Origin of the sequence: Streptomyces sp. NBC_01750 (assembly GCF_035918095.1) — a bacterium.
Lineage (GTDB): Bacteria > Actinomycetota > Actinomycetes > Streptomycetales > Streptomycetaceae > Streptomyces.
In genome coordinates this window covers 6,675,279-6,702,252 of sequence record NZ_CP109137.1, presented here as the reverse complement: position 1 = coordinate 6,702,252, position 26,974 = coordinate 6,675,279, and the positions used below count along the sequence as shown (strand labels likewise).

24 protein-coding genes and 1 pseudogene are annotated in these 26,974 nt (G+C 70.4%); all 25 read right to left on the bottom strand.

What is annotated here, in order from left to right; translation table 11 throughout:
* Entirely contained in the window at positions 1–1,305 is a 1,305-nt protein-coding gene (gene rfbH / locus OG966_RS30505) for a lipopolysaccharide biosynthesis protein RfbH (RefSeq protein ID WP_326653169.1), read from the bottom strand.
* Positions 1,302–2,339, bottom strand: a complete 1,038-nt coding sequence (locus OG966_RS30500; RefSeq protein ID WP_326653168.1) for an NAD-dependent epimerase/dehydratase family protein — start codon at positions 2,337–2,339, stop codon at positions 1,302–1,304. The genes rfbH and OG966_RS30500 overlap by 4 nt, the downstream gene beginning before the upstream one ends.
* Positions 2,329–3,312, bottom strand: a complete 984-nt coding sequence (rfbB, locus tag OG966_RS30495) for a dTDP-glucose 4,6-dehydratase (protein ID WP_326653167.1) — start codon at positions 3,310–3,312, stop codon at positions 2,329–2,331. Before rfbB ends, OG966_RS30500 begins: the two co-directional genes overlap by 11 nt.
* Positions 3,309–4,376, bottom strand: coding sequence for a glucose-1-phosphate thymidylyltransferase (locus OG966_RS30490; RefSeq protein WP_326653166.1), 1,068 nt, complete (start codon positions 4,374–4,376; stop codon positions 3,309–3,311). The genes rfbB and OG966_RS30490 overlap by 4 nt, the downstream gene beginning before the upstream one ends.
* A gap of 91 nt (positions 4,377–4,467) precedes the next feature.
* Positions 4,468–5,628 (bottom strand): acyltransferase family protein, encoded by a 1,161-nt coding sequence (locus OG966_RS30485; protein ID WP_326653165.1) that lies wholly within the window; start codon positions 5,626–5,628, stop codon positions 4,468–4,470.
* Positions 5,629–5,858: 230 nt separating this feature from the next.
* Positions 5,859–7,247: an FAD-binding oxidoreductase gene (locus tag OG966_RS30480; protein ID WP_326653164.1), complete on the bottom strand. Its 1,389-nt coding sequence runs from the start codon at positions 7,245–7,247 to the stop codon at positions 5,859–5,861.
* A 260-nt stretch (positions 7,248–7,507) separates the two neighbouring features.
* Positions 7,508–8,554 (bottom strand): methyltransferase, encoded by a 1,047-nt coding sequence (locus OG966_RS30475; RefSeq protein WP_406730811.1) that lies wholly within the window; start codon positions 8,552–8,554, stop codon positions 7,508–7,510.
* Between the two features lie 351 nt (positions 8,555–8,905).
* Positions 8,906–9,964, bottom strand: a complete 1,059-nt coding sequence (locus tag OG966_RS30470) for a methyltransferase (protein WP_326653163.1) — start codon at positions 9,962–9,964, stop codon at positions 8,906–8,908.
* Positions 9,965–10,002: 38 nt separating this feature from the next.
* On the bottom strand, positions 10,003–11,526 hold the full coding sequence (locus tag OG966_RS30465; RefSeq protein ID WP_326653161.1) for an FAD-dependent monooxygenase: 1,524 nt from the start codon (positions 11,524–11,526) through the stop codon (positions 10,003–10,005).
* 118 nt (positions 11,527–11,644) lie between these two features.
* Entirely contained in the window at positions 11,645–12,484 is an 840-nt protein-coding gene (locus OG966_RS30460; RefSeq protein WP_326653160.1) for an SDR family oxidoreductase, read from the bottom strand.
* Between the two features lie 45 nt (positions 12,485–12,529).
* Positions 12,530–13,018 (bottom strand): flavin reductase family protein, encoded by a 489-nt coding sequence (locus tag OG966_RS30455; protein WP_326653159.1) that lies wholly within the window; start codon positions 13,016–13,018, stop codon positions 12,530–12,532.
* Positions 13,019–13,039: 21 nt separating this feature from the next.
* Positions 13,040–13,864 (bottom strand): SDR family oxidoreductase, encoded by an 825-nt coding sequence (locus tag OG966_RS30450; protein ID WP_326653158.1) that lies wholly within the window; start codon positions 13,862–13,864, stop codon positions 13,040–13,042.
* Entirely contained in the window at positions 13,861–14,691 is an 831-nt protein-coding gene (locus OG966_RS30445; RefSeq protein ID WP_326653157.1) for an NAD(P)H-binding protein, read from the bottom strand. The genes OG966_RS30450 and OG966_RS30445 overlap by 4 nt, the downstream gene beginning before the upstream one ends.
* 11 nt (positions 14,692–14,702) lie before the next feature.
* Positions 14,703–15,827 carry an acyl-CoA dehydrogenase family protein gene (locus OG966_RS30440; RefSeq protein WP_326653156.1) on the bottom strand — a complete coding sequence of 375 codons (1,125 nt, stop codon included), beginning with the start codon at positions 15,825–15,827 and terminating at the stop codon, positions 14,703–14,705.
* A 17-nt stretch (positions 15,828–15,844) separates the two neighbouring features.
* On the bottom strand, positions 15,845–17,617 hold the full coding sequence (locus tag OG966_RS30435) for an FAD-binding oxidoreductase (RefSeq protein ID WP_326653155.1): 1,773 nt from the start codon (positions 17,615–17,617) through the stop codon (positions 15,845–15,847).
* 1 nt (position 17,618) lies between these two features.
* Positions 17,619–19,208, bottom strand: coding sequence for an MFS transporter (locus OG966_RS30430; RefSeq protein WP_326653154.1), 1,590 nt, complete (start codon positions 19,206–19,208; stop codon positions 17,619–17,621).
* 19 nt (positions 19,209–19,227) lie between these two features.
* The gene (locus tag OG966_RS30425) at positions 19,228–19,356 is read right to left on the bottom strand and encodes a hypothetical protein (RefSeq protein WP_326653153.1); all 129 of its coding nucleotides are present in this window, start codon (positions 19,354–19,356) and stop codon (positions 19,228–19,230) included.
* 22 nt (positions 19,357–19,378) lie between these two features.
* The gene (locus OG966_RS30420) at positions 19,379–19,954 is read right to left on the bottom strand and encodes a dTDP-4-dehydrorhamnose 3,5-epimerase family protein (RefSeq protein WP_326653152.1); all 576 of its coding nucleotides are present in this window, start codon (positions 19,952–19,954) and stop codon (positions 19,379–19,381) included.
* A 7-nt stretch (positions 19,955–19,961) separates the two neighbouring features.
* The gene (locus tag OG966_RS30415) at positions 19,962–21,233 is read right to left on the bottom strand and encodes a nucleotide disphospho-sugar-binding domain-containing protein (protein WP_326653151.1); all 1,272 of its coding nucleotides are present in this window, start codon (positions 21,231–21,233) and stop codon (positions 19,962–19,964) included.
* A gap of 11 nt (positions 21,234–21,244) precedes the next feature.
* Positions 21,245–21,757 (bottom strand): nuclear transport factor 2 family protein, encoded by a 513-nt coding sequence (locus OG966_RS30410; RefSeq protein WP_326653150.1) that lies wholly within the window; start codon positions 21,755–21,757, stop codon positions 21,245–21,247.
* 18 nt (positions 21,758–21,775) lie between these two features.
* On the bottom strand, positions 21,776–23,278 hold the full coding sequence (locus OG966_RS30405) for an FAD-dependent monooxygenase (RefSeq protein WP_442806818.1): 1,503 nt from the start codon (positions 23,276–23,278) through the stop codon (positions 21,776–21,778).
* Between the two features lie 105 nt (positions 23,279–23,383).
* The gene (locus OG966_RS30400) at positions 23,384–23,575 is read right to left on the bottom strand and encodes an acyl-CoA carboxylase epsilon subunit (RefSeq protein ID WP_326653148.1); all 192 of its coding nucleotides are present in this window, start codon (positions 23,573–23,575) and stop codon (positions 23,384–23,386) included.
* A pseudogene (locus tag OG966_RS30395) lies at positions 23,572–25,206 on the bottom strand (FAD-dependent monooxygenase); the annotation flags it as partial. The gene OG966_RS30400 and the pseudogene OG966_RS30395, both read right to left, overlap by 4 nt.
* Positions 25,149–26,084 (bottom strand): aromatase/cyclase, encoded by a 936-nt coding sequence (locus OG966_RS30390; protein ID WP_326653147.1) that lies wholly within the window; start codon positions 26,082–26,084, stop codon positions 25,149–25,151. The pseudogene OG966_RS30395 and the gene OG966_RS30390, both read right to left, overlap by 58 nt.
* Positions 26,085–26,104: 20 nt before the next feature.
* On the bottom strand, positions 26,105–26,890 hold the full coding sequence (gene fabG, locus OG966_RS30385) for a 3-oxoacyl-ACP reductase FabG (RefSeq protein ID WP_326653146.1): 786 nt from the start codon (positions 26,888–26,890) through the stop codon (positions 26,105–26,107).
* Positions 26,891–26,974 lie beyond the last annotated feature (84 nt).

Sequence of the window (26,974 nt, the reverse complement as noted above, 5' to 3'; positions counted from 1 at the left end):
TCAGCCGTGCGCGGCCACGAACTCCTTGACCGAGGCGGTGACGTAGTCCAGCATCTCGTCGGTGAGCGCCGGATAGACCCCGATCCAGAAGGTGTGGTCGGTGATGATGTCGCTGTTCGTCAGGTCGCCCACGATCCGGTGCGGCTGGCCGATGTAGGCCGGGTGCCGGGTCAGGTTGCCGCCGAACAGCCGACGGGTGCCGATCTTCCGGTCCTCCAGGAATGCCACCAGCTCGGCGCGGCTGAACGGCGCCTCGGGGTCCACCGTGAGCACGAAGCCGAACCAGCTCGGGTCGGAGCGGGGGGTGGCCTCCGGGAGCAGCAGACCCGGTACGCCGTCCAGGCCGTCCCGCAGCCGCCGCCAGTTGCGCTTCCTGGCGTCGATGAAGTCGTCCAGCTTGGCCAGCTGGGTCAGCCCCAGGGCCGCCTGGATGTCGGTCGCCTTCAGGTTGTAACCGACGTGGGAGAAGATGTACTTGTGGTCGTATCCGGCGGGCAGGGTGCCCATCTGGTACCTGAAGCGCTTGAGGCACTTGTCGTTCTCGCCGGGCTCGCACCAGCAGTCCCGGCCCCAGTCCCGCAGCGACTCCACGATCCGGGCGAGGCCCAGGTTCGAGGTCAGCACGCAGCCGCCCTCACCCATGGTGAGGTGGTGCGCCGGATAGAAACTGACGGTGGTCATGTCGCCGAAGGAGCCGGTGAGCTTCCCGTCGTACAGCGAGCCGACCGCGTCGCAGTTGTCCTCGATCAGGAACAGGTCGTGTTCCTCGGCGAGTTGGGCGATCTCGGTGACGGGGAAGGGGTTGCCCAGCGCGTGCGCGATGATGATGGCCCGTGTCCTCGGGCCGATCGCGGCCGCCACCCGATCGGCTGTCGCGTTGTAGGTGGTGAGGTCCACGTCCACGAAGACCGGGACGAGGCCGTTCTGCAGGATCGGGTTGACGGTTGTCGGGAAGCCCGCCGCGACGGTGATCACCTCGTCGCCCGGCTTCAGCCGCCTGTCCTCCAGCACGTGCGAGGTGAGCGCCGACACGGCCAGCAGGTTCGCCGACGAACCGGAGTTGGTGAGGTGGGCCTTGCGGCGCCCCAGCCGTCGGGCGAAGGCCGACTCGAACGTGCGGGAGCTCCGCCCGGCGGCGATGCGCATCTCCAGCGCGGCCTCCACCAAGGCCGTCCGGTCCGCCTCGTCCAGCACCGCGCCGGACGGCCAGATCTCCGTCGTACCAGGGACGAACTCCCGTTGCGGGGAGACCTCCTGGTGGTACTTGCGGACCTCTTCGAGTACCAGTTCCTTGCGGTCGCTCACGGTGATTCCCCTTCCATGTCCGGTGCGTTGGCCGTGACACCGGGCGGTGGGTGCCCGGGCGGCAGTACGGGCGCGAGCAGATCGCGCAGGGAGTCGTCGAGGTACCGGCGCGGCCGCCAGCCCAGCAGCCGGTCGGCGCGCGCGATGTCCAGCCGTTGCCACGCGACGTCGGTGCGCGAGGGCGGGCCCTCGGGGTCCTCGACGACCGGGACCTCCAGACCGCTGAGCGAGACCATCCGGTGGATCAGCTCGCGCATCGGGACCGCCTCGCCGCGGCCCACATTGATCACCCGGCCCGTGACGGCCGCTCCCGGTGCCGTGGCCGCGGCCAGTACCGCGGCGACGGCGTCGCCCGCGTCCACCAGGTCGCGGGCCGCGCGCAGCGGCGGGAGCCGCAGTTCGGCGGCCTTCTCGCCGCGCGCGTCGGCGCGCGCGGCCTCACCGAGATGGGCCGCGACCCGGCCGAAGAGACTGCCCTCCGGCACTCCGGCACCGATCACGTTGGCGAGCCGGAGCACCACGCCGTCGACGCCCCGCTCGGACGCGGCGCGCAGGACGGCCCGTGTGCCCAGGAGCTTGGTGCGTCCGTACGCGGTGACCGGGGCCGGCGCATGGTCCTCGCCGGTGGCGGCGTCCAGTGCGCCGGCCCCGTACTCGTGGACGCTGCCGAGCTGGACCAGCCGTACCGGCGGACCGGACAGCCCGGCGAGCGCCGCGACGAGGCGCTCGACCAGTTCGGCGTTGCCTGCGGCCATCTGTTCCTCGTCCGCCCGCCAGGCCCGGCCGGCCGCGTTGACCACCACGTCGGCGCCGGTCGAGTCGAGGAGCCCGGCGATCTCCTCCGGCGCCGCCGCGAGCAGATCCAGGCGTACGGGCGTGCGGTCCTGCGCGGGGTCGTACCCACCGGTGCGGGACACCGGGTGGACCCGGGCGCCGAGCGCGGCGAAGGCCTCGCCGATGTGGCGGCCCAGGAATCCGGTGCCGCCCAGGACGACGACCGAGAGCCCGGCCACCGGGCGGGCCTCAGGCCGCACGGCTCGCCCCGTGCTTGACGGCCTTCCACCAGCCGGGGTTGTCCCGGTACCAGGCGACCGTCTCGGCCAGGCCCTCCTCGAAGCCGGTCAGCGGGGCGTAGCCGAGCCGCTCACGGATCTTGGACTCGTCGATCGAGTACCGCAGGTCGTGCGCCTTGCGGTCCGGGACCCGGCGGATCATCTCCTCACCCGCGCCGGTCAGTTCGAGCAGCTTCTCGGTCAGGGCGAGGTTCGTGTACTCGTTGCCGCCGCCGATGTTGTAGATCTCGCCGGGTTTCCCGTGGTTGAGCACCAGGTCGATGCCGCGGCAGTGGTCGTCCACGTGCAGCCACTCGCGGACGTTGCGCCCGTCGCCGTACAGCGGGACCTGGCGGCCCTCCAGCAGGTTCGTGACGAACAGGGGAATGACCTTCTCAGGGTGCTGGTACGGCCCGTAGTTGTTGGAGCAGCGCGTGATGGACAGGTCCACGCCGTGTGTGCGCCAGTACGTCCGGGCGACCAGGTCCGAGCCGGCCTTCGATGCGGCGTAAGGGGAGTTGGGCGCCAGCGGCCACTCCTCGGTCCAGGATCCCTCCTCGATCGAGCCGTACACCTCGTCCGTGGAGACGTGCACGACCCGTTCCACGTCGCTCTCCAGCACGGCGTCCAGCAGGGTCTGGGTGCCCAGGACGTTCGTGCGGAAGAATTCGCCGGCGCCCTCCAGGGAGCGGTCGACGTGGGTCTCGGCCGCGAAGTGGACCACGGCGTCGTGGCCCGGTACCAGTTCGCGCATCAGGTCGCGGTCGCAGACGTCGCCGCGGACGCACACCAGCCGCTCGTGCGAAGTGGGCAGGTTGTCCCGGTTACCCGCGTAGGTCAGCTTGTCCAGGGCGGTGACCTCGGCGCCCGCCCAGCCGGTGTACTCGTCGGCCAGCAGTTTGCGGACGAAGTTGGAGCCGATGAAACCGGCCGCTCCGGTGACCAGGATCCTCATGCCGCGACCTCCACTCGGGTGTGGTCTCCGACGACCAGGCAGTGATGGTCCGCGCCCCGGCCGGTGGTGCCGACGGAGGCGGCGCGCCCGATCAGCGAGTAGCGCAGGCCGCGGACGCCGGTGACCGATGCCTCGTCCAGGGCTATGGAGCTCTCCAGCCGGCTGTCGGTCACCAGGCAGTCCCGCCCGATCGAGGTGTACGGGCCCACATGGCTCCCCTCGACGACGGTGCCGGCGCCTATGATCACCGGGCCCTCGACCCGGGACCGCAGGATGCGCGCCCCGAACTCGACCACGACCTGGCCGACGAGGACGCTGCCGGCGTCGACGTGACCGTCGACGCGCCGACTCAGGCCGTCGAGGAGATGCCTGTTGCACTCCAGGACGTCCTCGACCTTTCCGGTGTCCTTCCAGTAGCCGTCGTACCGGCTGGCCCGGACGTCCGCGCCGGAGGAGACCAGCCACTGGATGGCGTCGGTTATCTCCAACTCGCCGCGGGCGCTGGGCTCGATGGCCTCCACCGCCTTGTGGATGGCGGGCGTGAAGAAGTACACACCGATCAGCGCCATGTCGCTGCGCGGCTCCTGCGGCTTCTCCACCAGGCGCAGCACCTCGCCGTCGGGGCCGAGTTCGGCGACCCCGAAGGAGCGGGGGTCGGTCACCTTGTGCACGACGACCTGCGCGGCCGGGCGGTGCGTGGTGAACTCCTCGGCGATGCCGGCGACCCCGTCGGGCAGCATGTTGTCGCCCAGGTACATCACGAAGTCGTCGTCGCCGAGGAAGCCGCGGGCGATGGACACGGTGTGGGCCAGTCCGCGTGGCGCGTCCTGGGGAATGTAGGTGATCCGCAGGCCGAACCGGGAGCCGTCGCCGAGCACGGCCTCGATCTCGGGCCCGCGGTCGCCGACGATGACGCCGACCTCGGCCACCCCCAGATCCCGGACGCCCTGCAGTACGTGCACCAGGACGGGCGTGTTCGCGATGGGGATGAGCTGCTTGGGCATCGAGTAACTGAAAGGCCGCAGGCGGGTACCGGACCCGCCTGCAAGCACCAGAGCCTTCATCGAGAGGTCCTTTCGGTTCGTGTGTTCATGCCGGCCGTTCGAGCGCGGTGCCCACTTCCCGGGCCTGAGCGTGACGTGTGACCTCGCTGCGTCAGAGTCGCTCTTGGGCCGTACCGAAGCGTCGGACGATCGGCATCTCCACGTACCGGTACAGCAGCCATGCCACGGTGACGGAGGCGACAAGGGCCGATGCGATATAGGCGATCACCATGGCCACCGAGTCGAACGGGCCGTGCAGCAGCTTGATGTTGAGGGTGTGGAGCACCAGGTAGTGGCAGAGGTAGAAAGCGAACGACACATTGCCGAGCAGCACCATCGCGCGCGACGACAGGAACGTCGGGCGCCGTGCGATGTCCCGCTGTGCGGCGGCGACGATGAGCAGCACGCAGGAGATGAAGAGCGGTGCCCGCCAGCCGAACAGCAACGGGCTGTAGCTCGCAACGACGTAGCAGGGCACGAACGAGACCAGTACCCACGGCATGCTCACGCGCGGGAAGCGGCCGGAGGTCACCAGGAGCGCGGCGAACACTCCGGCGAAGAAATCGCAGAGGCGGCCGAGCGGGAAGACGTAGGCGAACCACATCTCGAAGCCGGCCGCGCTCTGCTCGCCCACGAGCTTCCCGGCGGGCAGGACGTCCGCGAGGATCGGTATGAGGAAGGCGACCGCCACGCAGAGGGCCAGGCCCGTCCAGGCCACACGGCGGCCCACGCCGCGGAACCACCGGATGACGAGGGGGAACACCAGGTAGAACACGGCCTCCACGGCGAGGGACCAACCCGGCGCAAGGACACTGAAGTTGACCTGCGGGTTCGGTACCCACACCTGGACGAGGCTCCCGTAGGCGAGCATGTCCTGCCACCGGACACCCACGTCCCACAGCAGCACCGCCGCCGCGACGCCGACCACGTAGTACAGCGGCAGAACCTTGACGAACCTGCGGCGGTAGAAGCCGCCGGTGCGGTCGGTGGAACGTGCGGACCAGGCGAGGACGAAGCCACTGAGGATGAAGAAGAAGCCCACTCCGAGGCCCGCCAGCACGCCGGCCGCGGCATTGAAGCTCGCGTTGGTCCGCTGGTCGGCGAAGGTGGGAAAGACCGGGCTCGAGGCGTGGCTGACGAAGACCGCGAGCGCCGCGAAGAAGCGCAGTCCGGTCAGCGAGTCGAGCCTGGCACGGCCAACGTGAGCGGGCGGCGCCCCCTCCTCGGGGGCTGCCGCCCGCTTGCGTATCTCCGCTCTGTCGAGGGAAGTCACGGATTTCTCCTCGGCATCACGGCCGCCATGGCCGCGAGGCCCTCGTAGCCGGGCACGGCGGCCAGGCCGCCGCCATCGAGCACCACGGTCGTCGATTCCTGTGTCATGAACTTCTCCAAGCGAGGGGGCGGGGGCGAGCTGGGGGACGCCGAAAAGGGGACGCCGGAAAACGGCGTCCCCTTCACCCGACCACCCGGAGCATCGCCCCGGAGGTCAACCGGATTGGATTCTCACGACATCGCGGGCGTGATGTTGTGATTGGACCGGAACAGGTTGGTCGGGTCGTACTTCGCCTTGACCTGGGCGAGTCGTTCCCCTGTGGCCCCGGGGAAGACCGCGTTCCGGATCTGCTCCTGCGTCACGTCCATGATGAAGTTGACGTACGCGCCGGAGTCGGACTGCCGCATGGCGGTCATGAACTCATCGACCCAGGTGGCGTGGACGTCGGCCTCGGCCGCGTCGGCGTAGATGGCGGACAGGTGGGCCATGATCTTGCTCTGTCGGTGAGCGAAGGCCGTGGCGTCGTTCGGGACCCGCGCCATGGCCCCGCCGAGCACCCGCAGCTGCGCCCCGGCGACCATCGCGCTCGAGGCGGTGACGCGCTCCAGGATGAGCTCGGCGGTCTCGCGGTCGACCTGGTCGATGAACATGTTGCGCGAGACGGAGATGGGGTGCTCCAGGGGGTCCGCCGGGGGGAACATCCCTGTGTACGGCATGGCCTGCACCATGTCGGCCAGCGGCGGGACGATCGCCCGGAACCGGCCGATGACCTTCTCGCCCTCCTCCGCGGGGCCGGCGTAGCACAGCATCGCGAGAATGATCGGCTTGCCGTGGTACTCCGCGGGCACGAACGGGAAGGGGGGTGCCGTCCACACGTTGATGATCGTGGAGAGCTCCTCGGGGGCGGCCACCGCCTCGGCGACGAAGGCCTCGAGGATCTCGGGGGTCACGGGGGTCACCATCATGCCGCCGTACACGCCGTCGAGCTCGTGCAACCGGAACTTGAAGCGGGTCGCCACCCCGAAGTTGCCGCCACCGCCGCGGATGGCCCAGAACAGGTCGGGGTGGTCGTGCTCGTCCACCACCAGCAGTTCGCCGTCGGCCGTGACGATCTCCGCGGCCAGCAGATCGTCGATGGTCATTCCGTGCTTGCGGGTCAGGTAACCGATGCCGCCACCCAGGGTGATGCCCCCGACCCCGACGAGGCGGCCGTCGCCGAATCCGGTCGCGAGCCCGTGCTCCGCGGCGGCTTCGGCGTACTCGCCCGCGGTGATGCCGGTCTCGGCCCAGGCGGTACGGGCCTCGACGTCGATCTCCAGCGCCCTCATGCTGGACAGGTCCAGGACGATGCCGCCCTCGCAGACACTGTGCCCGGCCGGGCTGTGTCCACCGCTGCGGACGGCCAACTCGAGCCCGGTCTCTCGCGCCAGCGCCACGACGCTCGCCACCTGTGTGGCGTTCTCGGGGCGCAGGATGACGGCGGGCCTGCGGTCGATGTCGCCCGCGTACACGCTGCGCGCCGCTTCGTACTCGGCACCACCAGGCCTGATGACCTGTCCGTACTGCTCATCGGTGAGTTCCCCGACAGAGAGGGGAATGCGGCCGAGAGGTGCTGTCACAGAGTGACTCCTTAATATCCGTCGCTGGTTGATTTGCGTCTCCGGTTCACGGGATTCTGTAAACGCTCCGACCCTGCCACCCGAGTCTTTTCCCTGTCAAACCCCAGAGGAAAGTCCCGATCAAACTCGAGTGGCATCGAGTTGCCCATTCCCAGCATGCGGAAACGTGCTGTCGCGGCGGATTTCACGCGCGACGGATGCACCATTTCAGTACGAGGCTCCCGCGCTGCGACACGAAGCGCTTCGAATGTACGCCGTATTCAGATTGCCCTGGCCTCGATGAGGCAGAACCCGGGCCCTCCGAGCTGTGTCACGGATACGACCTCGAGGCCCGCCCGGTGGCACACCTCGTCGAACTCGGCGCGGGTGCGCTCCCTGCCGCCCCAGTTCACCAGCATGTTGATGTCGCCGAGGTAGAGCCCCACGGCATGGGGGTCGACCACATCGGACAGGACGGGCTCCACGATCAGGACGCGTCCGTCCGCCGGAAGCACCTCGCGGACGTGGCTGAGGATCGTGACGCACCGGTCGTCCGACCAGTCGTGCAGGATGCTCTTGATCAGGTAGACGTCGGCGCCTTCGGGAACCGAGGTGAAGAAGTCCCCGGGCACCACGGAACAGCGGTCCGCGAGTCCGTCGCGCCGCATGGTCTCCGGAGCCTGGGCCAGGCCCTCCTCGGTGTCGTAGAGGATGCCGGTGAGGGAGGTGTGCTCCCGCAGGACGCCGGCGAGCAGGGTGCCGTCGCCGCCTCCGATGTCGGCGACCGTGGTGAAGCGGCCGAAGTCGAAGGCGCCCGGCAGCACCGTCGCGGTGGCCCGAGTCGCCTGGCTCATCGCCTCGTTGAAGCCCGCGGAGCGCTCCGGGTGGTCCTTGAGGTAGCTGAAGAAGTCCTTGCCGAAGGCCTTCTCGAACGAGGTGTCCCCGGTACGGAGGCTGTCGGTCAGGTGCTCCCAGCCGGGCTGCATGAGCCGCTCCATGAACCCGGAGGAGGTGACCAGCGAAGCCATGGAGCCGGGGCGCCCCGGGTCGAGGAGGGCGCCCACGGACGTCACCGAGAAGGCGCCCGGCGCGGACTCCTCGAGGAGGCGCAGGCCGGCCAGGGCGCGGAGCAGCCGAAGTGTGGGCTGCGGGGCCGTGCCGGCTTCCTCGGCCACGTCGGTGGCGAGCCTTTCCTTGTCGCCCATCAGCTCGACGATCCTCAAGTCGACGGCCGCGCGCACGGTGTGCGCCGCCAGAGTCCCGAACATGAGTTGAACGACGTATCCGCGGTCCTCCATCGTTGCCGCCTGGCCCTCGTCGTGCGCCACAGTGGTTCCCCTTCCGCTCCGCCGGTGCGCGATCCGACCACCAGGGCCGACCCCCGCAAGTTAGGTGACCTACGTGCTGAATATGCGTCGGACCGATCTCCGAGTGGAGTCGGCCCGATTTTTCTCATATACGCCCGGGCTGTTACACCCGAGCCTTTTCACTGTCAAACGCGAGATGAAACACCCGATCAAATTCGGCCAAGGCGTCGAGCTCCCTATGCCGATGCCAGGGGGTTATTAATCCACCGCGCAACCTGGAATTCACGGAGAACACCGGCCCCGAGAGAGGGGACCCGGAGGCCTGGTGAGACCCCCGGGCCCCCGACCCGGCCGCGGTGTACGACGAGACCGTCAGGCAGACGCCTTCACGAGGGTGAGCACGCGTGCGCCGTAGGCGAGGGCATCGGACGCCGAGTCGATCCTCAGGCCCGCGGCAGCCGCAAGCTCCTGCCACTGGGCGTACGTACGTTCGCGCCCCCCGAAGTAGGCCATCATCCGGATGTCGCCGCTCGTGAAACCCGGATCCGGTTTGGAAGGCGACTGGTCGGCGCACTCGATGAGCAGCAGAGAGCCGCCCGGCTCCAGCGCCTCCACACAGTTGCGCAGAATCCGCACGGCGTCGTCGTCCGACCAGTTGTGCAGCACGAACGACACCGTGATCAGGTCGGACGTCACCGGCAGCGGATCGAAGAAGCTGCCGTCGACCACGTCGACCGTGCCGGCCAGTCCGGCTGCCTCGAACTTCTCTCGCGCCCTGGCCGCCGGGCCGGGGAGTTCCAGCAGGGTGGCGCTGATCCCGGGCTCCTTCCCCAGCACGGTGGCGATCAGATCGCCGTCGGCGCCGCCCACATCGAGGATGTGACGCACACCGGTCCAGTCGTGCCGTTCCACCGCCTCGCTGAAGATGCGCGTCTGGCCGTGCGCCATCAGGTCGTAGAAGGTGGCGCCGAGGACCGCGTCACCCGAGACGTCGTCCCAGAATTCCTTGCCGTAGTGCTTCTTGTAGATGGAGCCGCCGCCGCGGACGGCTTCGAAGAGGTGGATGAGGGAAAGGTCCGCCCGCCCGATCATGTGAGTCGGGTCCAGCCACCCCACCTGGGTCGCTGGGTGACCGTGGGCCAGCAGCTCGCCGAGGGCGGTGGGCGCGAAGTTGCCCGGCGTGGACTCCTCCAGCACATCGATGGCGACCAGGTGCCGGATCACCCTCCCCAGCGTCTCCTGATGGGAATCGGTCATCTTCGCGAGCGACTCGAGGTCCTGGACGCCGTCCTGCATGTGGTCGACCAGCCGCAGGTTCGCGGCCACCCGCAGCGCCATGGGGGTCACCAGGTCGGCGAGCCGCATCAACGTAGCGAACTCCGGGGGGAGTTCAGCGACTGCGGCGGGGGGCGTCAATTCATCCTTCGGCATGGGATTCTCCGATCAACATGGGCGATTTCTGAAAAGGGTCAGCGGCCCTGAGCAGGGCCGAACCACCTGGTGAGCGCGGACGTGAGGGCCGCGGTGGTGGTTTCCGGAGTGGCCGAGCCGGCGGGGGCGGTGGGCGCGGCCCAGGCGACATGGCCGTCGGGGCGGATCAGCACCGCCGCGGGGGCCGGGACGTCGCCGATCACCGGGTACGTCCAGTGATCGTCCTGGCACTCTGCCTCGACAAGGTCCACCCGGTCCGTCCAGCCTTCGAGGGCGGCACGCAGGTCGGGTCGGCCGGTGAAGTCGAGCAGCACAGGTCGAGCGGCGTGCAGCAGCTCGAAGGCGCGTATCTGCCCAGAGGGTGTCTTGATGTCGAGGTCGGGCATCCGGCGACCGAGGGCCGGATGTCCGTCGCCCACCGGGTAGCGGATGTCGAGCTGGGTGCAGACGCCGCCCAGATACCGATTGGCGTCCTCGAACTCGACAAGGGCACCGAACACTTCGCGGAGCGCGTCGGTCTGAGCGCCTGGGCGCCAGAGGGCGGTCTGTGCGCGGATGCTGCCGAGCATGCGCTCGGTGGCTGGGTGCCGTTCGGCGTGGTAGCTGTCCAGCAGTTCCTCGGGGGCCTGCCCGCGCGCGACCGCGGCGAGCTTCCAGCCCAGGTTGACGGCGTCCTGGAGCCCCAGGTTCATTCCCTGTCCGCTGGAGGGGAAATGGATGTGTGCGGCGTCCCCGGCCAGCAGGACCCGTCCTTCGCGGTACCTGTCGGCCTGCCGGGCGGCGTCGCTGAAGCTGCTGAGCCAGTGCGGGCTGTGCATGCCGAAGTCGGTACCGGCGATCTTGATGCATGCCCGGCTGAGCGCCTCCAGGGTCACGGGGGCGTCTCGATCCGTGACCTTGTCGAACTCCATAGTGATCACCCGATGCGTGTCGGGTCGGTCGGAGTCGAAGATCATAAAGGACCCGTGCTCCCGTCGGCTCTCGGAGCCGAAGATGATCCCGGGGGGTGGGTCGGTGAGCTTTACGTCGCCCATCAGCGCGGTCACCGTGGCCGGTGTGCCGGGGTAGCCGATGCCGGCCAGCTTGCGTACGGCGCTGCGGCCGCCGTCACAGCCCACCAGGTAGCCGGCTCGCAGCCGCTCGGTGCCCTGGACCCCGGCGATCTGCACCTCGACCCCGGTCCCGTCCTGGCGCAGACCGATTACCTCGGCGGACCGGCGCAGCCGTACGCCCAGCTCGATCGCACGCTCCTCCAGGAGCCGCTCGACCCGGGACTGGTGGATGGCGAGGGCGTACGGATGTCTCGTCGGGAGGTCCCCGATGTCCAGAGGTATGAAAGAGAAGTGCGCGAGCGGCCCCGTCCTCCCGGCCGTGAGGAACCGGTCCGCGATCCCGCGCTGGTCGAGGAGCTCCACGCTCCGAGCGTGGAGGCCACCGGCTCGTGACTCACCGTTTCGCTCCGCGAGCCGTTCCAGCACCAGCACGTCCACTCCGGCGAGCCGCAGCTCGCAGGCGAGCATCAGCCCGACCGGGCCGGCGCCGGCGATTAGCACATCTGCCATGAGGACTCCTCTCTTGTTCCGCCACAGAACTGCATAGGGACGATGTTGTTCACGGCTCTACGGCAATCGGTGCGGGGCATGCGGGAGGCCGCCGACTGCCGACGGCCTCCCGTCGCCCCTACCGGAAGTCGGCCGCGTGATCGGCGGCCCACTGGTCAAACGTGCGTGCGGGGCGGCCGGTGACCTCCTCGACCGTCGATGAGATCTCCGCCGGCACACCGGCGCGCCCCGCCTGGAACCTGAGGGTCATGTCCGCGAGGTCGGCCGGGACCCGGTTCAGGATCATCTGCTCGCGCGCGACGGCCGGCGGCACCTCCTCGTACCGCACCGGACGTCCGACGGCCTCGCCGATCCGCCGGGCCTGCTCGGTCTGGGTGAGCGGCTCCGGCCCGGTCAGCACGTACTTCGCGCCCACGTGCCCGTCCGTCCGCAGCACGCGAGTGGCGACGTCCGCGATGTCACGCTCGTCGATGAGCGCCATCTCGGCCTCCGCGTACGGCCCGCGCACCACACCACCGGCGCGGATCTGCGGTGCCCACTGCAGGGTGTTGACGGCGAAACCGCAGGGCCGGACGAGGGTCCACTCCAGCCCGGATGTCTCGACCTCGTGCTCGATCTCCTTGTGGTACGCCACGATCGCGTTGTCGGCGCCGTCGGTGGTGTACTCGACGGACGACGACGAGAGCATGACGACCCGGCGTACCCCGCGTTCCCCTGCGGCCCGGAGGATCGGCCCCGCCGTGCCCGGCGAGGGGAACAGGAACAGCGCGGAGACGCCCTCCAGCGCGGGCTCCACCGTCTCCGGCCGGTTGAGGTCGCCACCGACCACCTCGGCCCCCGCCGGCAGGCGGGCTCCCTCCGGGCTACGGGTCAGCGCGCGTACGGACTCGCCCTCGGCGAGCAGTTGATGAACGACATGACGACCGACGTTCCCGGTCGCTCCGGTCACCAGAAACACGGACCCCTCCCCATCTCCGACCTCTCTGGATCAGCCTCGGCAACGTCATTCCGCACGAGACCGCTCCCTCAGGCTGGCGAAGCGGCCGCCCTGGAAGATCAACGGCCTCGCGTCGGCCCCCAGGGACCAGTCCTCCGCTTCGGCGATCACCAGGTGGTGGTCCCCCGCGACCTGAACCGTCCTGATCCGGCAGTCCAGCCAGCCGAGTCCGTCCGCTGTCACGGGGCGCCCGGCGAGGGTCCGGGCCCACTCCCGGCCGGCGAACCGGTCCGCGTCGGGTGCCGAGAAGGTCCGGCAGATCTCCTCCTGCGTATCGCTGAGGATCGAGACGGCGAAACCGCCTGTGGCCCGGATGGCCGGCCACGTGGTCGAGGTCAGCGCGGCGCAGAACGCGATCAGAGGCGGATCGAGTGACACGGAGGTGAAGGAGTTCACCGCCATGCCGACCGGCCCGCCGTCCGACTCCGCGGTCACCAGCACCACTCCGGTGCTGAAACATCCCAGTACGTCGCGGAAACTGCGCTGGGTCAGCACGGTCGCGTCCCTTCCCGGGTGTCAGCGAAAACTGTCGGCGTTGTCGCGCGCCCACTCCGCGAACGTCCTCGCCGGCTTCCCGGTCACCGTTTCGACGGTGGGCAGGGCCTGGGTCTCCGCCACGGTGGGGCTGCCGAGGAACTCCAGGGTTGCGGCGACGATCTCGGCCGACATGTGCGCGGCCATCGCCTCCTGGGCCCGCTCCGGAGTGATCTCCTCGTGCCGCAGCTTCCGGCCGATCGCCTCGCCGATCGCCGCCACCTGCTCGACGGGCGTGATCGGCGCGGGGCCGGTGAGCGCGTAGGCCGCGCCGGCGTGCCCGTCCTGGGTGAGCGCGGTCCGGGCCACGGCCGCGATGTCACCGGAGTGGACGGCGGGCAGGGCCACCTGCGCGTACGGCGTGCGGACCACGTCGCCCGCCGCGAGCTGGGCTGCCCAGGACCGGGTGTTGGAGGCGAACTGGCCCGGACGCAGGAACGTCCACTCCAGCCCGGACTCCTCCACGGCGCTCTCGGCCTCCTGGTGCACCTTGCCGATGAAGGAGTCCGGGCGGGTCTCCACGGCCATGGTGGACAGCAGCACGATCCGCCGCACCCCGGCGCGGGCCGCCTCCTCAAGCACCGCGGCCTCGTTCCCGGACATCATGAGGAAGAGGGCCTCCACCCCGGAGAGGGCCTTGGCCAGCGACTGCGGCGTGACGAAGTCTCCCTCGGCCACGTCCACGCCGGCCGGGAATCCGGCCCGCGCCGGGTCCCGGGTGAGCGCCCGAACGGCGACCCCCTCGGCACGCAGTTGCCGCAGCAGCTCGCCGCCGACGTTGCCCGTGGCACCGGATATCAGAATCATGACGTCACCTTTCGGAATGCGTTGGTGTGATCGGCCACCCACTGGGCGAAGGTCAGGCCTGACCTGCCCAGGAAGGAGTCGACCGGAGAGATCTCGTGCGGGCGACCGACCAGGGTCGCGAACATCCTCAGCCGCGACTCCACGGCATGCGGGGGGACACCGGCCCGGAGCCACTCCTGTCGCGCCTCGTCGTGTGTGAGCTCCGCAAAGCGGACCGGCTCGCCGGTCACTTCGCCGATGATCCGTGCCCGGTCGGCGTAGCTGAGCGACTCCGGCCCGCTGAACAGCGGCGTTTCCCCCACGAGGTCGTCGGTCAGCAGTGCGCGGGCGGCCACCGCCGCGATGTCGCGCTCATGAACCGGGGCGGTCCGCGCATCCCCGAAGGGCGAAAGGGCGACGCCGTCGGTCCTGATCCCCTCGGCCCACTCCAGGGCGGTCGCCGCGAACCCTCCGGCAGGCCGCAGGAACGTCCATTCCACACCGGTCTCCTCGATCTGGCGCTCCAGATCCCGGTGCTTCACGCCGATCATGTTCTTGGGGTCGTCGTCGAGGACCGAATAGGACGACAGGGCGACGATGCGGCGGACCCCCGCCGCCTTCATCCGGGCGATCGGCTCTGCGGAGCCTTCCGGGAACGCGGCCGTGACGAAGAAGACCGAGGTGATGCCGTCGAGTGGCAGATCGGCGGTGGCGGCCACCTCGACCTCGGCGGGCAGGTCGGCCCTGGCCGGGTCGCGGCTGAGTGCCCGCACCTTTCGGCCGGCCGCGAGCAGCTCGTCCACGAGTGGCCTGCCGACGTGCCCGGTGGCTCCGGTTATCAAGATCATCGCTGTCTCCTTCAAGACGGCCCGACGAGACCCTGGAGACCCAGGGTGTAGGCGAGCGCCGCGGGCTCGAACTGCATGACCGCGTGGCTGGCGACCGAGCGCACGTCCCGCCAGTACCGCCCCAGCGGGTGCCCGTCCTCCTGGGCCCTGGTGCCGCCGATCCTCAGCAGCCGATCGGTCGCGGCGACCAGCATCTCCAGCGCCAGCGCGCAGTCCCTGCGGTTGCGCTGCGCGAGCTTCGGCGGTACGGCATCACCGTCCGCGACGGCGGCGGCCCGCTCCAGCAGCAGCTGGGCCGCGTCGATCTCTCCGGCGGCCCTGGCGAAGTCCACCTGGTAGGGCTGGCCGGCAGCGGCCCGGGGACCGGTCGGGGCGACCGCCACGAGCTGCTCCGCGATGGCGAGCGCGGCACGCGCGGCGCCCAGTACGGGAGCGACGAACATCAGCCCGCTCACGGCGGGGTTCGACAGCTGGGTGTGACCTGGCAGGCCCACCATCGCGCCCCGCATCGCGTCCTCGCGCAAGCAAGTACGGTGCTCGGGCACGAACACGTCGTCCAGGACGACCGTGTGGCTACCGGTGCCCCGCATGCCGAGGGAGGCCCAGGTGTCTTCGAAGGTGTAGTCCCGTCGCGGTACCGCGAAGAGCCTCATCGGCTGCCCGCCGGACTGCGGGCCGGGGGCGGGGCCGGTCAACAGCGCCCAGTCGAAGTGCTCGACGCCGCTGACATAGGTCCAGGACCCGGAGAGCCGGAACCCGCCGTCCACCGCGACTGCCGTACCCAGCGGCTTGAAGACGATCGCCGCCGTCATGTCGGGACCGTCCGCCCAGATGTCGGCCTGGCCCTGCTCCGGCAGACAGCACACATACCGGGCGGAATAAGCGGCGACGCTGGCGAGCCACGCCGTCGAGGGGCACTCCTCACCCAGCTGCGCCACCGCGGCAGTCAGCTCCGTGTGGCTGCGCTCGGCCCCTCCCCAACGGGTCGGCACCCGCCACCGGGCGAACCCGGCGTCCACCATCGCCCGTATCACGTCCGGGCTCACTCTGCGCTCGACGTCGGCCTGCGCGGCCTGCGCCCCGGCCAGCTTGGCGAGTTCGACCATCGCCGCCTGTGTCTCTGTTGAGAGTGACATGTCGGTTGTTGCTCCTTTCACGCTCCGTCGAGGACGGGCGGGATGTTGTGGTTGATGCGGAACAGGTTGTGCGGGTCGTACTCGGCCTTCAGCTCGGTCAGCCGCCGGTAGTCCGGCTCTGCGTAGGCCCGCCGGACCCGCTCGGGGTCGGAGTCGTGGTCGAAAAGGAACCCTGGCAGCAGGGCGCCGGTGTCCCAGGGCCGCAGCCGTTCCAGTACCTCGTCCGCGGCCCGGCGCACCGCGCCCGCCTCCTCGGCCGGGGCCGGCATCCGCAGCCACAAGTGGAACGCCGCGTCCCTGGTGCCCACCGCGTGCGCACGTGCGGGCGGCCGACTCAGCGCCCCTCCCAGGTGGCGCAGCTCAATGCCGGGGAACGGTCCTCCGGGCGCCGACGCCGGATCGATGAACGAGACCAGCGTCTCGACCGCCACGTCGTCCAGCTCGTACAGCAGCGCGCTGCGAAAGTGCACCCTGACCGGGTTCTTCGGGTCGTGGTGGATCTCGGTGATCCGCGGGTACGGCATCGCGGCGCAGGTGTCCGTCTCGGGGTTGAGCGCGCGCAGCGGTTCCACCAGCCGGGCGCCTTGCGCTTCGTCGCCGGTGTGGACGATGTGCACCTGAACGAATGACCGGCCACGGAACCCATCGGGCAGCTCTGGCACGTCCGGGAGCCGCAGCAGTGTCACCGAGGACGACATCTCGTCCGGCTGCTCCTTGACCCAGGCCAGATAGGACCGCACCACCTGCGCCGCATGCGCGGGGTCCTCACCTGGGTAATAGAGCTCGCCGGCGTAGACGCTCCGCAGCGGCACCAGGTCGATCTCGGCCGTGGTCACCACGCCGAAGTTGCTGTTGCCGCCCCGCACCGCCCAGAACAGGTCGGGTTCCCGGGTCGGCGAGACGGTGCGGATGCGGCCGTCGGCCGTGACCAGCTCGAGGGAGCGGACATGGTCTGCGGCGAAGCCGTACGTGCGGCAGGTCAGCGGCAGTCCGCCGCCGGTCAGGTAGCCCATCACCCCGACCTGCTCGGAGGAGCCGCACAGCGGCGCGAGGCCGTGCTCGGCGGCGGCGGCGAGCACCGCGCCCCAACTCAGCCCCGCCCCGATCCGGGCGGTTCGAGCCCGCGGATCGACCGACAGCTCCCGCAGCTCCCTGGTCGAGACGAACACCGCACCGTCGGCGGCCACCGACTTGCCGTGCCCGGTCGCCTCCACCGCGATCGGCCGGTTCGTCGTGGCGGCGAACCGGACGGCAGCGGCCACGTCGTCGGCGTCGGCGGCGACCACGACAGCGTCAGGACGGTGCTCGACGGTGAGCAGCCAGCCGGAGCTCGCCTCCTCGAATCCGTCGTCCCCGCGGTGGAGCGTGCGTCCGCGGATCGGCGCGCCCAGGCTCACGACGTCGTGCCAGGCGGCTGGTACGTCACCGACTCGTTCGCCGGTGGACTCGGCCGTGGTGCTGTGCACCATCACGCCGTCGGGGGTGTAAATGCGGGCGGTGCCGACTCCCCTGTGCGTGGCCCCCTCGACGTGGGCCTCGACGTGCGCCTGGAGTCGCCCCGCGTGGCCGCTCGCCGGGGTGAAGGTCTCGGTGAGTTCGTAGGTGAATCGCCCCGCCTCCCCGGCGGCCCAGGTCCCGGTGCCCACGGTGACGGGAGTTCGCAGCGCGATCGTTCCGTCCGGCGCGAAGGAGATGGTGTAGGGGTCGGTCTGACCGTCGTGGCGCACCAGACCGGTCCAGACCCCCACGGGGGTCTGGACCGCGTCGGCCGCGGAGTTCGTGTCCAGCACGTCAGTTATCCGTCTTCTCTGAGGACTTCGCCGCATCGTCCGCTTCCGCGAGCGGCGGAGGGCCCGGCATCCGGGTGTTGCGCAGCAGGGTCGCGGCCGCCACGGCCAGCAGTACGGCGAGCACCGCACCGACGGTCGCGGTCGTCTGCAGGCCGTGCACGAATGCCTCACGGGCCACCGACAACAGCCGGGAGCCGTCGGCGGCCGGCAGCGTGTGGGCGACGTCCACCGCGGCGGCGAGGGTGTCCTCGGCCGCCTTGCCGGCGGGGGCGGGCAGCCCCTGGGGGAGGTTGTCGGCCAGGTTGGCCCGGTACACCGCGAAGCCGACGCTGCCGATCACCGCGATCCCCAGTGCGCTGCCGAGCTCGGAGCCGGTCGCGCTGATCCCGGACGCGGCACCGGCCCGCTCGGGCGGGGCGGCTCCCACGATCAGTCCGGTGCCCAGCACGGTCAGCGGGCCGAGCCCGAGACCGATGACGGCCGTCCCGGCCACCGCGAGGAACAGGTCGGAGGGGCCACTGACGCGGGTCAGCAGCACCATGCCGAGCGCGGAGACCACAAGGCCCCCGGAAATCAGGGTGCTCAGCTTCATACGTCCGGCGAGCGCCGGCCCCCCGAAGGAGCCGATGATGACTCCGAGTGTGATCGGCAGCGACCACAGCCCGGCCCGGACCGGGGGCAGGCCCCGCACGAGCTGCAGGTACTGCAGGACAAGGAACTGTGACCCGGCGGCGAGCAGAGTGGCGAGCACCACCATGCCCAGGGCGGTGCCGAACAGTTTGTTACGGAACAGCGAGAGGTCGACCAGCGGCTGCTCGAGCCGGCGCTGGCGAGAGAGGAAGAGCGCCGCCACCGCCAGGCCGACGACGATGGCGATGCCCGGCACAAGGCCCGGGCCGTCCTGGGCGATCCGCTTGATACCGAAGATCAGGGCGAGCATGCCGATGACGGACATGATCGCGCTGATGAGGTCCGGACGTACGACCGAGCGGTCCCGGTACTCGGGCAACAGGATCGGACCGAGGATGATCAGCAGCGCCATCACGGGAACCCCGATCAGGAAGACCGAGCCCCACCAGAACCACTCCAGGAAGGTGCCGCCGACCAGCGGTCCGATCACCGTGCCGAGGCCGAAGAAGCCGGACCAGGCCCCGATTGCGGCACGCTGCTGCTTGGGATCCTGGAACATGATCCGGATCAGGGAGAGGGTGGAGGGCATCAGGGTGGAGCCCGCGATGCCCAGTAACGCCCGGGCGGCGATGAGCATCGCCGGGTTGACCGAGAACGCCGAGACCACCGAGGCCGCTCCGAACGCGACCGCGCCGATCAGCAGCAGCCGCCGGCGGCCGATCCTGTCCCCGATCGCGCCCATGGGGATGAGGAAGCCGGCGATGAGGAATCCGTAGATGTCCACGATCCACAGCAACTCGGTGTTGCCGGGCCGCAGGTCGGCGGTGAGCGTGGGCAGGGCCAGATGCAGCACGGTCAGGTCCATGGCGATGAGCATGGTGGGAAGCGCGAGGACCGCCAGCCCCAGCCATTCTCTACGGGTCGCCCGCGGTGGTGCCGTCGTACCGACGTCGGTACTCAAAGGGATCTCCTTGCGTTGTCTATGGACGACGAGGGGTGAAGGCCCGGTCCACGGCGATGCGGCCCGTGTTGTCCGGCACCTGATACACCGACAGCACCGCGCCGTTCACCCGCGGTTCGGCGGCGGCCTCGTCAAGCGGCCGTCCCATGCGCCCCGCCCGTCCGGCAGGATCAGCGCACGTCATGCCAGTTCGCGAGCAACCCCGAGGCCAGCGCCGCATGCACGCCGGGTGCCTTCGCGTCCTTCTCCGACATCAGCGGTGGCTCGCCGAACCCCCACGGGAGCGCCAGGTCGGGGTCGAGCGGGTTGATGTCGATCTGCGTGCCGGGCACGTACGGCGTGGAGACCACGTAGCAGATGCAGGCGTCGTCGGTGAGCGACAGGAATCCGTGCCCGACCCCCTCCGGCATGTACACGCACCGCCCGGACTCGGCGTCCAGCAGGGTCACGTGGTGCGCACCGAAGGTGGGCGAACCCACCCGCAGGTCGACGACGATGTCGCGAAGCGCCCCGCGCACACAGGTGACGTACTTGGCCTGCCCCGGCGGTACGGCCACCCCGTGGATACCGCGGAGAGTGTTCCGCCGGGACACCGAGTAGTTGATCTGTTCGGGCCGGAAGGGACGCCCGGTGACCTCTTCGACCTGGTCGCGGCGGAACGCTTCGAAGAACGCACCCCGCTCATCGGAGATCTGCTTCGGGGTGAACACGAACGCGCCTGGCAACCGGGTCTCGACTACGTCCATGTCCGGTTCAGTCCCGGGTACGGTACTGCGCGGCCATCCGCTCCAGCACCGGCACGATCTCGCTGGGGCAGGGGGCGGCGGTCATGTCCGCGTACACGGCGGCGGCTCCCCGCTGGAACGACGGCTCGGTCAGCATCCTGGAAAGCTCGCCGCGCACCTGCGCCGCGGTCAGGCCGTCGCTGGGGAGGACCACGCCTGCGCCCCTGGCCTCCAGATAGCGGGTGCTGTTCAGCGCGCTGCCCAACTCCTCCATGACGATCATCTGGGGCACCCGGTGCGCGGCCGCCGCGAAGAACGTGCCGAAGCCACCGTGGTGGATGACCGCCGAGCAGGTCGGCATTACCTGGGTGAGCGGGATGTAGTCGAATATCCGCACGTTGTCGGGGACGCGCGCGCCTTCCCCCAACTGGTCGGCGTTGACCGTGGCGACCACCTCGATCTCCATGTCGGCCACCGCCTCGAAGGCGGCCATGACCCGCGCGTCCGGGCCATCGTGGACCGTGCGCCCGGTGACGCCCAGCGACAGGCACACCCGTGGCCGCGACGGTGGCTGCGACAACCACTGCGGCACCGGGGCCGCCCCGGTGTACGGCACCCAGCGCATCGGGACCCGGCGCAGCCCTTCGGGCCGGGGCAGCTGCGAGGGGATCGGGTCCACAGTGAAGTCGCCGAACAGCAACTCATCGGAGAACTCATGGCCGAACCGCCCGAACACCGGCGCCAGGGTCGCGGCCAGGGGATCCGTGTCCGCACTAACCGGGGACGCCGGGTCATTCATGCGTTCGACCAAGCGCCTACGGACCCAGCCGAAGTAGTCAGGGCCCCACATCATCCGGGCGGACGCGGCCCCGCACTCTCGGGCCGCGACCGACCCCACCGGACACGCCGGATCCCAGATCACCAGGTCCGGTTGCCAGTTCCGGGCGGCCTCGACCAGGTTGTCGGCGAGCTCCTGCCGTCCCTCCTCGTCCGGGTGGTACCGCTTGCACGCGGCCACCATGTAGTAGCGGGTCGCCCGCCAGAGCTGGTCGAAGTCGGAGCCGGCCTCGAACCCGAGCGCGTCGCTGAAGCGGTCCAGCTCCCCATCGGTGATCGGCGGGGGCGGCGAGGTGCGTTCGCCGAGCCCGACCGCCGTGAGACCGGCTGCGGTGATCTGCTCGACCAGACCGGTGTTGCTGGCCACCCGCACTTCGTGTCCGGCGCTCTGCAGCGCCCACGCCAGCGGGATGCTGGGGTACAGGTGAGCGGTCAGTGGTGCGACCGCGACAAGAATCCGCATGTGAATGCCCTTTAGCTGTCGTGGATGTCAACGCGCCCCGGCGGCGTGCCGCGGGTCCAGACGACCTCGAACGCGAGCCGCGCAAAGCGCCAGCCGGCGTCGGTCCGCACCGCCTCGCCCTCGAAGCGGTCCCCGACTTGGAAGGGCTCGGGTGCCCCGGGGGTCTCGTGCGCCCCTGACTGCCCGGGCGGCTTCTGCGGTGCCGCCTCTTGGGGATGCAGGTGGGTGGCGATCAGGTTTCCCCTCACCCGCGCCCCGTCCCCGTCGATCTCGACGAGGTGGCCGGCGGCCACGTGGTGGGTCCGCCGCCACTTGCCCATCATCGCGGCGGTGTACTCGGCCATGCCGGCCACTCCGTCGTGACCGCCCATCGAGAACTGGAACCTGCCGTCCTCGGTGAAGATCGACCGTGCCCAGGCGTCGTCGAACTCCGCCTCGTCCAGACCGACCACATAGCGGTCGACCAGCTCCTGGACATCCATCCGGTCGGCGAGCCGGCGCATCGGGTCCGCGTCGTGCGGCATGTGCATCCTCCTTTGCTCTCAGCCCACAGGGGTGGCAGGGCCCACCGGGGTGACAGGGGCGCCGAACCAACGGCCCAGCGCGTCGGCCAGCTCCTCCTGCCCGCCGGGCGCGGCCCAGGCCACGTGCCCGTCGGGCCGGACCAGCACGGCGTCCACCCGCGGGACCGAGGAATCGGCGGCCGGCTTGGCGGTCACCACGTCCACCCGGTCGGCCCACGGCTGCGCGGACTGCCGTACGGACTCGTCGTCGGCGAGGTCCAGCACCAGGCCGCGCGCCCCGCGCAGCAGCGGGAACACCGTCGTCGTCCCCGCATCGTCGGCGAGCTCGAGGTCCGGCATGCACAGCCCGAGCAGCGGGTGGTCACCCGGGCCCATCGGGTAGCGGATCTCCAGCCCGCTGACCATGCCGGCCAGGTGCCGGTGCACGACCTCGTGGTCGGTGAGCTCGCCGAGCACGTCGCGGAGCGGCTGCATCTCGGTGCCGCCCAGGAAGAGCAGCCCTTGGGCGCGGGTGTTGTTGAGCAGTCGCCTGCCCACCGCGTGCCGCTCGTCGTGGTAGGTGTCGAGCAGCGTGTCCGGGGCGTGGCCACGCACCGCGGCGGCGAGCTTCCAGCCGAGGTTGAAGGCGTCCTGGATGCCGGTGTTCATGCCGAGCCCGCCCGCCGGGAGGTGGACGTGCGCGGCGTCACCGGCGAGCAGCACCCGCCCCCTGCGGTACTCGGTCGCGAGTCGCGTGGCGTCGCCGAAGGCGCTCACCCACAGCGCCTCGCCGTGGCTGATGTCCTCTCCGGTGAGCCGCTGCCAACCGGCGGCGACCTCGCTGAACGCCGGTGGTTCGGTGCGCCGTTGCGGGGGTGTGTCCCGTTCGCACACCACGACCCGGTCCACACCGTCGCCGATGGGGGCCGACATCGCGACCCCGCCGGGCAGCCACTCACCGATGAAGCGTGGCCGGATGTTGCAGCCCCGGACGTCGGCGAGGAACAGTTCGAGGGTGGCGGGGGTGCCGGGGAAGTCGAAACCGCCCAACCCGCGAACCGTGCTGCGGCCGCCGTCGCACCCGACCAGGTACCGCGTGCGCAACACCAGTGGCCCGTCAGGCCCTTCGACCTGGACCTCCACGGTCTCGCCGGTGTCGGCCAGGCCGACGACCGCGTGGCCGCGGCGCAGGTCGCCGCCGAGCTCCGCGACCCAGCCACGCAGCATCGTCTCGGTGTGGACCTGCGGCAGGTTCACGACGGCCGGATGCGCCTCGGGAAACACCCCGAAGTCCAGCGGCAGCCCGCCGAAGTGCCCGCGGGTGGTTGTCTGCAGCGGGGTGTCCAGCACGTCGAACCTGTCCACCAGGCCGCGCTGCGCGAACACCTCCATAGTCCTTGGGGTGAAGCCCAACCCGCGCGATTCGGTGGTCGGTTCGGTCAGCCGGTCCAGCACGACGACCTCGACCCCGGCCAGGCGCAGCTCTCCTGCGAGCATGAGCCCGCTCGGCCCGCCGCCGACGACGATGACCTCGGCGTCCAACGCAGCATCCATCAAAGCTCTCCTGTTCAGGTTGTGGGCTCGGCGACCGTGTGCGGGGTGTCGCCGCCCTCGATGGCGAACAGCAGCGGCTGCGCCCGGGCACCTTCACGCATCGGCGGGCGACTGCCGGCTGCGGGGCGACGGGTACCCCGGTGCCCGCTCGAGGCGCCGCCGGCCCGCGGTGGCCCGGCGCGCCCGGCCAGGCGCGGGAGAGCCGGCCTCCCGGCGCGCCGGCAGCGCCGTGATCGCGGCGGCCAACTCCTCGGCCGTCGGGCGGCCCGTCACCACACGGATCATCGGGCGGTACCGCCGTGCACACGCACCGGCGGGTCGGCTCGTTTCCCTGCGGTCCCGGTCACGGCGGGCGTTCTCTCCCGGTCCGCGTCCGGGGCGCCGAACCAGCGGTGCAGCGCGGCACGGAGAGGTGTCGTACCGTCGTCGACCCAAGCGACGTGACCGTCGGGGCGGAGCAGGACCGCACGGACGGCCGTGCCGCCGGGCTCGAACGGGGACCCTGTCCCAGAGCCGTGCGGCGTCGCTGCCGATACCATGCGGACCCGGTCAGCCCAGCCGGCAACCGCTCCCGACGGCAGGCCGGCGGCGAAGTCGAGCAGCACCCCGCGGCCGGGGCGGAGCAGCTTCGCGGTACTGGACGGGCCGGTCTCGGCGGTCAACTCCCAGTGCGGCACCCGGCCGCCGAGCAGCGGGGCGACGCTTCCGTCGGGGTAACGGACGTCCAGACCGCTGATCATGCCGGCCAGCTGCCCGACCACCTCGTCGTGGCCGAGCAGCTCGGCCACGACCGCGCGCAGCGGCTCCACCTCCGCGCCGCCGAGCAGCAACGTGGCCTGCGCCTCGATGTTGGCCAGCACACGGCGGCCAACGGCGTGCCGCTCGTCGTGGTAGCTGTCGAGCAGGCCTGCCGGCGCCCAGCCACGCACCTGCGCCGCCAGCTTCCAGCCCAGATTCACGGCGTCCTGCAGGCCCAGGTTGAGGGCCTGGCCTCCGACCGGCATCTGCACGTGGGCGGCGTCCCCGGCGAGCAGCACCCGGCCGCCGCGGTACCGCTCGGCCAGCCTGCGGGCGTTCCCGAACGCGTTCACCCAGATCGGCCTGCCCGCGCCGATGTCCTCCCCGGTGACCCTCGCCCACGCGGCGGCGACCTCCGCGAACTCCGGCTCCCCGGCGCGTGCCGCGGCGGCCCTGCCGAACTCGTGCACCATGACCCGGGTGACCCCATCGGGCCGACGGTGGGCGATGGCCAGGCCGCGCTCGTGGCGTTCGAACCGGCGGTTGGGCACGTCGATACCGGCCACGTCGGCGCGGAGCAGCTCCCGCGTCGCGTCCGTGCCGGGGAACGCGAAGCCCGCCAGCCGCCGTACGGCGCTGCTTTCACCATCGCATCCCACCAGGTAGGCGGCCCGGATCCGGACCCTGCCTTCGGGGCCCACCGCCTCGGCTTCGACCCCCGACTCGGTCTGCCGCAGGCCCACGAGCTCGTGACCGCGCCTGACGACCGTGCCGAGACCGACCGCCCAGCTGCCCAGCAGTTGCTCGGTGCGGGCCTGCGGCACTTTCCACTGGCCCCGGTAGCGGCTGTCCAGCCCGCTGAAGTCCAGTCGGATCCCACCGAAGTGCCCGACCATGTCGTTGGGCACCGACCCCAATGCGTCAAGAAGCCCTCGCTGATCGAAGATCTCCATGGTGCGGGCGTGCAGGGTCGACGCGCGGGACTCGGTGGTGGGTTCGGCCAGCCGCTCCAGTACGGTCACCCGCGCCCCGCCGGTCCGCAGTTCCCCGGCGAGCATCAGCCCGACCGGGCCGGCACCCACGACGATCACGTCGGTGTCCACAGAGTGCGCGGCCATGGTCAGCCCTTGTTCTCCGCGTAGTCCTTCGCATGGCCGAGGGTGGCGCGGCTGTTGGTGCTCAGCGCGTTGCGGACGTACTCCCGGGCATCCGCGACGCTCGCCTCGGGGCCGAGCACCCGGGCGATGTTGTCGGTGTTGAGGACCACGGTGTGCTGCGAAGAAGCGGCGACGCCCCGCTCGTTCTCCGTGAAGGTCCAGTAGCCGGTGTGCAGCGTCATCAGGGCGGGCAGGGTGACCTGCTTGTACGCGATCCTGTGGTGCGGGAAGGTCACCCGGTACGACTTGGTGGTGTGCGTGGAACCGTCCTGCGCGCGGGTGTCCATCTCCAGGGTCTGCAGCCCCGGAATGTCCTCCTCCAGGCGGACGCTCGCCACGTGCGGGAGCCGCTCGGCCCACAGCCCCGCCTCGTTGACGAAGTCGTAGACGTCCTTGGCCCGGCCCCGTATCTGGACGGTGTCCTCGAAGGAGAAGGTGATCTCCTCGGAGGCGTGGGCCAGTTCCACGTTCTGTTTCAGGGAGGCGAGTTCGGTGCGGGAGTTGCGGTCGACGGCCTCGTCGATCCATTTCAGGCTCTCGGGGTCGTCGTCGACCGCCCGGTAGTCGTGCAGCAGCCGCACCCGGGAAGCCGAGTCGGAGAGCGGTTCGACGATCCAGGTGCCGCCCATGGCGGCGACCGGCGGGCTGGAGATCTCCTGCCGGAAGGTGATCCGCAGCTTTCGCGGATCCAGGGTGCGGTGCGAAGTCCAGTTCTTGGCCTCGCCGTTGGCGGTGGCCCAGATCCGTATGCGCTCCTCGTCGACGCCTCGCTCCACGTGATCGACGTAGATGGTGGGCGGGAAGATCCGGGGCCAGTTCTCCACTTCGGCGATCAGCCGGTAGACGGCGGCGGCCGGGGCGTCGACGGTGATCTCGTGCTCGACCAGGCGGTTCGTCATGGTCCTCTTCTCCGCGAATGTCAGAAGTTGCCCAGGCCGCCACAGACGTTCAGTGCCTGTGCGGTGATGGAGGCGGCGGTGTCGGAGGCCAGGTAGCCGACCAGGCCCGCGACCTCCTCGGGGGTGGAGTAACGGCCCAGCGGGATCTTCGCCTCGAACTTCTGGAGGATGGCCTCCTCGCTCGTGTCGTAGGCGGCCGCGTAGCCCTGACGGACGCGTTGCGCCATCGGGGTCTCGACATAGCCGGGGCAGACGGCGTTCACGGTGATCCCGGTCGGGCCCAGTTCGTTGCCGAGCGCCTTGGTGAGGCCGACGACGCCGTGTTTGGAGGCGGAGTACGGGGCACCGAGCACCACGCCCTGTTTTCCGGCGGTGGAGGCGATGTTGATGATCCGGCCGCGGTTCTTGTGCCGCATGCCACCGGTGTTGAGCACCTCACGGGTCATCAGGAACACGCTGTTGAGGTTGGTGTTGATGACGTCGAACCAGAGCTCGTCGGCGATGTCGGCGGTGACGCCGCCACCGGACCGGCCGGCGTTGTTGACCAGCACGTCGATCGGGCCGAAGCGGTCGACGGCCTGCTGCACGAAGCGGTGGATGTCCGCCGCGGAGCGGACGTCGCAGGGGGCGCCGTCGACGTCGAGTCCCTCGTCGACGAGTTCCTTGACGGTACGGGTCACGCTGTCCTCCGTGCGGGCACAGAGGAACACGCGGTGGTCCTGGCGGGCCAGCAGCCTGGCTGCCTCCAGGCCGATGCCGCTGGTGGCGCCGGTGACGATGGCGACCTTCGGTTTCTGCTCCGTCATGCTGTCTCCTGACTGCGTCGGTGGGCGAGGCCGGGCACGCCGGCCGTGGCACGGAGTTGCGGGGGCGTGAAGTGGAGTGGGCGC

Excerpts from the sequence above, each read along its gene's own strand:
- rfbB (WP_326653167.1), bottom strand. The coding sequence starts at position 3,312 with ATGAGGATCCTGGTCACCGGAGCGGCCGGTTTCATCGGCTCCAACTTC.
- OG966_RS30490 (WP_326653166.1), bottom strand. The coding sequence starts at position 4,376 with ATGAAGGCTCTGGTGCTTGCAGGCGGGTCCGGTACCCGCCTGCGGCCT.
- OG966_RS30470 (WP_326653163.1), bottom strand. The coding sequence starts at position 9,964 with ATGCCGAAGGATGAATTGACGCCCCCCGCCGCAGTCGCTGAACTCCCC.
- OG966_RS30465 (WP_326653161.1), bottom strand. The coding sequence starts at position 11,526 with ATGGCAGATGTGCTAATCGCCGGCGCCGGCCCGGTCGGGCTGATGCTC.
- OG966_RS30450 (WP_326653158.1), bottom strand. The coding sequence starts at position 13,864 with ATGATTCTGATATCCGGTGCCACGGGCAACGTCGGCGGCGAGCTGCTG.
- OG966_RS30445 (WP_326653157.1), bottom strand. The coding sequence starts at position 14,691 with ATGATCTTGATAACCGGAGCCACCGGGCACGTCGGCAGGCCACTCGTG.
- OG966_RS30440 (WP_326653156.1), bottom strand. The coding sequence starts at position 15,827 with ATGTCACTCTCAACAGAGACACAGGCGGCGATGGTCGAACTCGCCAAG.
- OG966_RS30425 (WP_326653153.1), bottom strand. The coding sequence starts at position 19,356 with ATGGGACGGCCGCTTGACGAGGCCGCCGCCGAACCGCGGGTGAACGGC.
- OG966_RS30420 (WP_326653152.1), bottom strand. The coding sequence starts at position 19,954 with ATGGACGTAGTCGAGACCCGGTTGCCAGGCGCGTTCGTGTTCACCCCG.
- OG966_RS30415 (WP_326653151.1), bottom strand. The coding sequence starts at position 21,233 with ATGCGGATTCTTGTCGCGGTCGCACCACTGACCGCTCACCTGTACCCC.
- OG966_RS30410 (WP_326653150.1), bottom strand. The coding sequence starts at position 21,757 with ATGCCGCACGACGCGGACCCGATGCGCCGGCTCGCCGACCGGATGGAT.
- OG966_RS30400 (WP_326653148.1), bottom strand. The coding sequence starts at position 23,575 with ATGATCCGTGTGGTGACGGGCCGCCCGACGGCCGAGGAGTTGGCCGCC.
- OG966_RS30390 (WP_326653147.1), bottom strand. The coding sequence starts at position 26,084 with ATGACGAACCGCCTGGTCGAGCACGAGATCACCGTCGACGCCCCGGCC.
- fabG (WP_326653146.1), bottom strand. The coding sequence starts at position 26,890 with ATGACGGAGCAGAAACCGAAGGTCGCCATCGTCACCGGCGCCACCAGC.